The following is an 8919-nucleotide window of genomic DNA, read 5'->3' as shown; positions in this document are numbered from 1 at the left end:
CTTTACTTTTTTCGCCCAGTCGGCCATGTATTCAGCATCGTTATAAGGATAAGTGTCTAATCGGAAACCATCCAAACCGGCATATTCTATCCACCAGATGTTGTTTTGGGTGAGGTAATTTTGCACATACGGATTGTTCTCGTTCAAATCAGCCATGCGGCTATCAAACCAGCCATCCAACATCGTTTTTTTATCGGTAAAAGAAGCATGCGGGTCCATCACCGCCGCATCCCGAAAGTTGGAATTGGTGTATTTTGGCCATTGATGAACCCAGCTTTTCATCGGCATGTCCCGGATTAGCCAGGATTCTGTTCCGATATGGTTATGCACCAAATCTTTGATCACTTTTAAACCCATTGCGTGGCACTTTTTCACGTAAGCTTTGTACAATTCGTTTGTGCCGAAACGCGGGTCAATCTTATAATAATCGGTAACGGCATAACCGTGGTAAGATGCGTGTGGTTCATCGTTTTCGATTTCTGGTGTCATCCAAATTGCGGTAATGCCCAATTCTTTCAGGTAATCCAAATGGTTCATCAATCCCTGGATGTCGCCGCCGTGCCGACTGTAAATAGAATCTCGGTGCAAAACGGTTTCCTGCATTCCTTTAACCACATCGTTGCTTGAATCGCCGTTGGAAAACCGGTCAGGCATCAACAAATAAATTAAGTCTTTACTGGTAACGCCTTGGGCGCGGTTGGCAGCCAGGTTACGGGTTTTAAGTTCGTATTTAAATTGCAGATCAGGTTTGCCGGAAGCAGAAAAAATGATTGGAAAACTGCCGGCTTTGGTTGCCGGTGCAATTTCCAAATCCAAAAATAAATAATTCGGGTTTTCCACTTTATTAACCCGCACCAGCTTTACTCCCGCATAATTTAGTTTTACATTTCGGGCTGCGATATTATCGCCATGCACTAACAATTGTAGTTTCGGGTTTTTCATTCCAACCCACCAAAAAGCCGGGTCAACCCTGGAAATTTCGGTACTATTTTGAAAAGGAATATTTACCGATACTGCTTTAAACGAAACAAGCGGCATCAACGCAAAAAGCAATACAAAAGCTTTCCAGAACTTCATTCAATAACAATTAAAATAAACAGACGCGTAAGCGAATGCTTGTTTAGGTTTCTATCCGGCCCTGTGCCCCCTCAATTGGCTGGGCCTGATATTTTTTGGCAACGCAAATAAAGGCAGCCTGCACAGCAATTACTAGGAATTTGTACGGGTGGAAAAAAAATATCAACTTTTTGAAATGCAACCGGCTGATTAACAGAAAATCAATAGAAAAAAACTATAAAAAAATTTAAAGCACTGATACTGTTTTTACCGGGTAAAAATTGGTGAAAGGCTAAATTTTGGAAATAGTTTACCGAATAAAAAACTAAAAACGAGCTTTATCAGTCCGGTTTATTTTGAAACATCCACTGCCTGGATCGCCATAATCCGTTCCTCAAACGCCTCGCCTTGAATTAAAGATTTCGCTTTCATCCGCATTTTGTACACGTAAATTGTTTTTTCTGAATATTCTAAAATTTTGGCGATGGTTGCATTATCGGTAATCCCTAAGCGGACAAGCGCAAAAATCCGAAGGTCTGTCGTCAGCATCTCGTGTTCTTTTGGCCAAACCTGGTCTTCTTTCTTAAAAAAGGCATTAAAAGAAGCAATAAAGTTGGGGAATATCTTGAGGAAAACCTGGTCAAACGTACGAAACAACGCTTCCCGCTCCTTTTTGATCTGGATGGCATGGATAATAGCCGGAATATCCTCGTACTTTCTAACCGATAATTTCATATCAACCGAACGTTTCAGCTTCTCCAGTTTAAGGATGTAGCCGGAAATAATATCGAAAAAGTAACCGATATATTCTTCTTTGATGTGCGTGTCTTCTGTCAGTTTGCGGTTGATCATTTCCAGTTTTGCATTGCTATCGGCAATGATTTTTTCTTTCGCCCGCAAATCTTTCAACTGTTTAAACAACTTGACAGAAACCAGGACAAGCAACAGCGTTAAAAAGGTAGTAGAAACCAGGTAGATCAGAAAGCGCGCCTTTTCTTTTTCCGTCAAACTTAAATTTTGGGCTGCGATAATGGGCAAAACCGAACTGATTTGTATCTGCCTTTGCCTGGCACCGTAAAACTCCGCATCGTTCATCGCCTGCTGCATGTACTGGTAAGCGTTTTTTACATCGCCGCTTTTATACAAGTTTTCGGCAAGCCAGAACAAAGCCAGGGTTTCTTTGGTGGAAGTTTGAATATCGTTGATTACTGCTTTAACCATCATTTCATCCGCATTTTGCTGCTGGCCGGTGGCAAAATAAGCATTGCCCAAAGTGGAGGCCACAATGGCAATTTGGTGCTGCGTTAAATGGTGGTGGTTCAACAAGTTTTCAAAACCGGCCTCGGCGTTTTGATACTTGCCGTTTTTATATTGCTGGTAATTAATGTAGTAATCATGCTCGTACGAACCGGGTTTGCTCAGCAAAATTACCGAATCTAAATACTTGTTGGCCAAACGGTTGTAGTAAGGCGTATAATGCAAATCGTGGTTAAAGGCGGCAATATCATAATTGGCGCGGGCCAGCAAAGCATAATAATCAAACCGCGAACTGTCGGTTAAAACACGGGGATTTACGGTGTGCAAAACCTCGAAAGTTTCCCTGAACATGCCTGCCGAAAGCAGGATGAAACCTAATTTTACTTTACTGTCGGCTTCTTTTGCCGGGGCTTTTAACAACCGGCTTAAAGCTTGCAATTTATCTGCATAAACAAAAGCCGAATCGTACTGGTAAGATTTGTACTGCTCGTATAATTGGGTACATAAGTTGAACCGGTTTTGGGGATCGGACGAAGAAACGCTGTAAAACTGCACCCGCAATTTGCGGATGACTGCCTCTTTCTGCTTGTCGTAACTGCTTTTTTTGCCCAATTCCTGGTCAAGCTGGTTAAAACCATCTGCAAACCCGTTCAACGTTTTCGCCAGCAATAAGATCAAAAGAACCAGGTTCCGCATCAAAAAAATTTTAACAGGGTACAAAATTAAGCTTTGTTTAAGTTGATTACGAGCCGGCCACAAACGACAAGGTTTGCAAACAGCGTTTCAAAAACCGGTTTTACCAGCAGTTTATAACTAAAAAAGCACGGTTTTATTCTATGCTTCTTTTACGGGATAAAAATCAATATGGATGTTAACAAGGCTACAAATTAAACCTGCTTTGTAATTATACCGATGCTTCTTTTACCAGGTAAAATTAAGTGTGGCGTTTGCTTAATTTCAAAGCTTTTAGCAAATCAACTTTTACAGACCAAATTTCTTTCCAGGGATCTTCGCGCTTTTTTAACAGTTGCGGCACATTTTTTAGGTTGAAGTTTTTGATCTGCAAATCCTCATCTACTTCCTCCCAACTTAGCGGCATCGAAACCGTAGCACCAGGTTTCGGGCGTACAGAATATGGCGCGGCAACTGTTTGCCCGTGCCGGTTTTGCAGGTAATCCAAGTAGATTAAGCCTTTCCTTTTGTCCAGGCTTCGTTCCAAACTCGTTATGTCCGGCTGCTGTTCGTGGATCAGTTGCGCCACATAATTGGCAAACTGCTTGATGAAACTGTAATCGTACTGCGCCGCCAGGTAAATATAAATATGCAAACCTTTGGAACCCGAAGTTTTGATAAAAGAAGGAATTTCCATCTGATCAAAAACCGCTTTTACCGTTAGCGATACTTCTTTTACCACACTAAAATCATTGCCGTCGGGGTCGAGGTCAATCACCATAAACTCCGGGTTTTCGGGCGTTTGGTACCTGCTTAACCATGGGTTCATTTCGATACAACCCAAATTGGCCATATACAGCAGCGTATCGGCATCGTTGGCAATTAAATAATCAATCTCTTTGTTGGTACTTTCCGAATGGATTTGCGCGGTTTTTAACCATTTTGGGATTTCGTTTACCTCCACATCTTTTTGAAAAAACCCCGGCGCATCAGCACCGTTTGGATGCCGGTTTAACGACATCGGTTTATCCTTCAAAAACGGCAACAGATAATCCGCCACCTGTTGGTAATAATACAGCAAATCACCTTTGGTAATTTTTTCGTTTTTCCAAAACAGTTTATCCAAATTGCTCAGCTTCAAATTTTTATGTGCTAAAAGAAGCATCGGCCCGTTTTCCTGCGCTTTGGGTTCCGGTTGTTCGCGTTTAATTTCCTGCGGATCTTTGTCCGGCCGCAAGCCTTTATAAACCGGGTGGCGCAAGTTTTCGTCTTCCGTCCATTCGGTAAAATTCACTTCGCAAACCAGTTCGGGCTTTACCCAAATTACGCTTTTTTGCTGGTTCACCCTCATGTTTTTTCCGAATGGTTTATGGCTGACGAGCGGCTGCATTTGCTCGTACAAGTCCTTCAAAACCTGCTGGCTAAAGCCCGTGCCGCAGTTGCCGATGTACTGCAAATTTCCGCCTTCATCATACAAACCCAAAACCAGCGCGCCAAAATATTTGCGCGCCCCGGCAGGTTCGGTGTAACCGCAAATAATCGCTTCCTGACTGTTTACCTGTTTAAACTTCAGCCACGCATTGCTTCTTTTGCCCATCAAATACGTGCTGTCGGCTTTTTTGGCAATCACGCCTTCCCAACCGTTTTTGATGGCTTGTTCGTATAATTCCTGCCCTTTTTCTGAAACGTGTTCGTGGTAAATTACCCTTTTTAACGACTGCTTTTCCAACAACATTTTCAATAATTCTTTACGTTGAAGCAAAGGCATTTCCAGCAAACCGTGGCCTTTTAAATACAGCAAATCGAAAACGTAATATTTGATGCTGTGCTGCTCATCGCCCTCCCCAAAGTTTTGCAACAATTGGAAAGCCTCTTTTCCGTCGGCATTTTCAACCGTTATTTCGCCGTCCAAAACCGCGTTATCGCCAATTGCTTCCAAATCCTCGGCAATGGTTTTGTAGTATGAAGTGTAATCCTGCCCTTTCCGCGTAATCAATTTTACCTGTTTTCCCGTCGTTGCGATGATGCGGTAACCATCCAGCTTGCGTTCGAACACCCAATTTTTATCGTTAAAAACAGCATCGGTGGTCGGTTCGGCCAGCATTGGACTGTACGGAAAGGCTTCTGTTTGTTTTGAAATTACCGCCGTTTCCTGCTTTTCGGTTTCTTTGGAAGCTGGCGTGTTTGCGAAGTTTTTGCCCAAAACTTTTACTTCCTTGTCAACCAATTGTTCAATGTCAAACTTTTTGTCTGTCGCAAATTCATCTTTGTGTTTGATCAGCAGCCAAGCGTTCTGCTCATCGTTTTTGATTTTCACCAAAGCAAACTCGCCCTTTAATTTTTCGCCGTTCAGCCTGAATTTTAAATTGCCGCTTGCCAAACCTTTGCGCAGTTCTTTTACATCATCTTTTCTGTCGGCAGCTAAAGACTGGTAAGTTCCCGAATCAAAAATCGCAACCACGCCGGCACCGTAATTTCCTTTCGGGATTTCGCCTTCAAACGTCCGGTAATCATACGGATGGTCTTCCACCATCATCGCTAGCCGCTTATCTTTTGGGTTGAGCGAAGGACCTTTCGGTACGGCGCAGCTTTTTAAAACGCCGTCCAGCTCCAGCCTGAAATCGTAATGCAAATGCGAAGCGTGGTGCCGCTGAACCACAAACGCCATGCTGTTTTTATCGGTATTTTTTCCGGCTTCCGGTTCCGGCGTTTTATCAAACTTGCGTTTACTGTTGTACTTTTCTAACGACATAGCAATACTGTTTTTATGCACCTTTTTTGTTGAGGCTTTCCATCAGTTGCTCGTACAGATCGTCGCTTTTTGGTTTTTGCGGCGTTAGTTTTTTAATGGTTGGCCGTTTTCCTTTGGCTTTGGCTTTGATAATTTTTAGCAGATCATCGGTGTAAGTGTCTTTGTATTGCTCAATGTCGAAATCGGTAGTGTATTGTTTGATGAGTGCCATGGCCACATCCATTTCCTTTTTGCTGAGGCTGGTTTCGTGGTCAATATTGATCTCTGAACTGTCCCTGATCTCGTGTGCAAACCTGATCCTCGAAATCGTGATGACGCCGTTTTGCTCGTAAATCACGCACAAATGTTCGCGCTGCCGCAACACAAACTGGCCTAAACCCGCCATTTTCGATTTCTTCAGCGCTTCCAGCAACAAGATGTACGCTTTCTGGCCTTGTTTCGTGGCTTCGGCATAATACGAAGTTTCAAAAAGCATCGGGTTGATATCGGCCACTTTTACAAAGTTTTCAATATCAATGGTTTTGCTTTTCTCAGGGCTGGCTTCTTCAAAATCCTGCTCGTCCAAAATCACGTATTCATCGTTCAGCTTGTAGCCTTTTACAATTTTATCGTATGGCACTTCCTCCTTTGTTTTGGCATTGACGCGCATAAAATGTATGTTGGCCTGGTCGCGGCTGTCCAACATATCCAAATCCAAAGAACTCTCTTGCACCGCCGAATATAGTTTGATGGGAATACTGACCAGCCCGAAAGAAATTGTACCGTTCCAGATGGATCTCATTTTAATAAATTTAGGTTGAAATGGTATAAGTGCGGTTGGGGATGAAATGTTTAGCGGAAAAGAATATCCTAAACTTTTCATGCTTCTTTTATCAACATAAAATCTGCCTTACCATACCCAACCTTTACAAATTCAATTCATACCTCGTACTTCGCCCTCCGCTTTCGCCCAAAGGTATTAAAGCACCTATGGCCAGCAATTCCTGAAGGTCTCTCGTCGCTGTTGCCTTGGAAATACTGGTTAAGGTTCCGTATTTACTGGCGTTGATGCCGCCAACAAAACCTTTTGGCCCTTCTTCCAGCATCCTTTTGATAACTTTCAGTTGACGTTGAGAAAATTTGTCCCTAAACCTGTCGAAAAACAATGTCTTTTTCAACACAAAATCAATCTGGTTTTCGGTGTCTTGTTGTGCATCTAAAATTACATCAACAAAATAACCAAGCCATGCCGTAATATCGAGCGATTGTTGTGCAACTTCTAAAGCATTGTAATAGCTGTTTCTTTTTTTTTCGATGGTTTTAGACAAACTTAGAAATGCAGGACGGCCAATGCCTTGTGATAAAGCCTTTTCTGCTATGGCACGCCCAATCCTGCCGTTCCCATCTTCAAACGGATGTATTGATTCAAAATATAAATGTGCTATTGCCGACCGAACTGGCGCCTTTTTTATTTCGCTTTTACCGCCCGGCCCGGTTTCGTTAAACCAGGTTATAAACCGGTCCATCTCCATTGGCACTTTTTCTGATGACGGCGCTTCATAATGAACTTTTTCTTTTCCTAAAGCCCCCGAAACTATTTGCATCGGCTCCAGGTGGCTACGCCAGGCCCCCACTTTTATATTGGCCTCACTGCCCAGCAACATGGTATGCCATAAAAACAATTGCGCTGTTGTTAACGGCTCTTGATATGTATTGCGCACATCAACCATTAAGTTGGCAATGCCTTTTGCTTTTTTATCGGTCGGCTGATGTTCTTCGACCAAACCCAGCCCTTTTCTGATGGACGACATGACATCTTTTCGGCTGAAATATTCACCTTCAATTTCAGAACTTTTTATTGCCTCGGCAACCATTACATCAATAATTGCTTCCATCTGTGTGTCTGATGGCAAAGCTTTGAGGATGCCGGTAACCAGGCCTGTCTTTTCAGAAAACTTGTAAAGCTTTTCTTCAATAGCAGTAATGTTATAAGTGAAATCAGGCCATTCTTTTCTTTGCCAATTATATACCATGAGCCAAACAATCAAATTAATCAGCTCAAATATACTTATATTTTGAGCCGATTAGGTGCTTTATTCGGCTCATAGAATAAGACATTGAGCTTATTTCACTAACATACTTTTTTTATCGGCATAAAAATCACTTCAGTTCCAACAACTGCTACAATTCCTTTTTTTAAGTGATAAAAACAGTATCGTTCTAAAAATAATCAATTGTTGATTCATCTGTTTATACAAGTTCACTAATTTTTAAAATCAAGCTTATTGTTAAATAAAGTTAAAAAGGCACATAGGAAAAAAACCAAGTATCTATTATTACTACTTTGCATCCATCCAAATAACCCTATATGAAAAAGACATACTATTTAATATTGTTTAACATTGCAACTGTCTTAACAGCTTGTAATAATCATTCCGGAAACAATATACAATCAACCAAAACAGAAGTGCAAGATCAAGGAGTTAAAATAAGTTATACTGATAATGGCAATGGAGATACAACTTTACTGTTTGTACATGGCTGGTGCATCAACAAAACTTATTGGAACAACCAGGTTGCTTATTTTAACAAAAAGTATCGTGTTGTAACTATGGATTTGCCTGGCTTTGGAAAATCAGGAAAAAACAGAACAACTTGGAACACAACAGCTTTTGGCAGAGACGTAGATTCTGTAATTGCACAATTGCATTTAAAAAACGTTATTTTAATTGGACATTCTATGGCTGGCGATATTATTGTCCAGGCGGCAATTAATTCTCCGCAGAAAGTTGTTGGTTTAATTGGAATAGATAATTTTAAAAGTGTAGGCGTTGGGGAAACTCCAAGCAGAAAAGATACTCTAATATACAACCAATATATTGATTCGTTAAAACATCATTTTAAAGCATTGGCTTTTGAATATGTTAATCACGATTTATTTTACAAAACCACAAGTCAAGAAGTTAGAAAAAGGGTTTTAAATGATGCTGCCCATTCAGATCCAACTATTGCAACAGCTTGTTTAGAACTTAATAATTTTGACGAAGCAACCAAATTAATTAAAGCAAACAGAAAATTATGTTTAATTAACAGCGACGTAAAACCTACAAATACTGCTGGCTTAAAAGCTAAAAAAATTCCTTTCCAGGTTTGGTCTATTCATGCTACCGGCCACTTTCCAATGGTTGAAAAGCCGGATGATT

At 41.3% G+C, this 8919-nt stretch carries 6 protein-coding genes; 1 reads left to right on the top strand and 5 read right to left on the bottom strand.

Annotation, left to right across the window (positions count from 1 at the left end):
• The 5 genes from Q0192_RS03360 to Q0192_RS03340 form a co-directional block, all read right to left on the bottom strand.
• Positions 1–1077: alpha-amylase family glycosyl hydrolase (locus tag Q0192_RS03360; protein ID WP_299286073.1), on the bottom strand; the 1077-nt coding region annotated here is incomplete at its 3' end.
• Between the two features lie 330 nt (positions 1078–1407).
• The gene (locus Q0192_RS03355; RefSeq protein WP_299286070.1) at positions 1408–3009 is read right to left on the bottom strand and encodes a DUF6377 domain-containing protein; all 1602 of its coding nucleotides are present in this window, start codon (positions 3007–3009) and stop codon (positions 1408–1410) included.
• A 238-nt stretch (positions 3010–3247) separates the two neighbouring features.
• Positions 3248–5737, bottom strand: a complete 2490-nt coding sequence (gene ligD / locus Q0192_RS03350; protein WP_299286068.1) for a DNA ligase D — start codon at positions 5735–5737, stop codon at positions 3248–3250.
• Positions 5738–5750: 13 nt separating this feature from the next.
• Positions 5751–6518: a Ku protein gene (locus Q0192_RS03345; protein WP_299286065.1), complete on the bottom strand. Its 768-nt coding sequence runs from the start codon at positions 6516–6518 to the stop codon at positions 5751–5753.
• 124 nt (positions 6519–6642) lie between these two features.
• Positions 6643–7749, bottom strand: a complete 1107-nt coding sequence (locus Q0192_RS03340) for a Fic family protein (protein WP_299286062.1) — start codon at positions 7747–7749, stop codon at positions 6643–6645.
• A 335-nt stretch (positions 7750–8084) separates the two neighbouring features.
• Between Q0192_RS03340 and Q0192_RS03335 the strand changes: the two genes are divergently transcribed.
• Positions 8085–8919, top strand: an 835-nt coding sequence (locus Q0192_RS03335; RefSeq protein WP_299286059.1) for an alpha/beta hydrolase, incomplete at its 3' end; no start/stop codon positions are given.

This window comes from uncultured Mucilaginibacter sp., from assembly GCF_937859865.1.
Classification (GTDB): domain Bacteria; phylum Bacteroidota; class Bacteroidia; order Sphingobacteriales; family Sphingobacteriaceae; genus Mucilaginibacter_A.
This window is presented reverse-complemented; position numbering and strand designations above follow the sequence as displayed.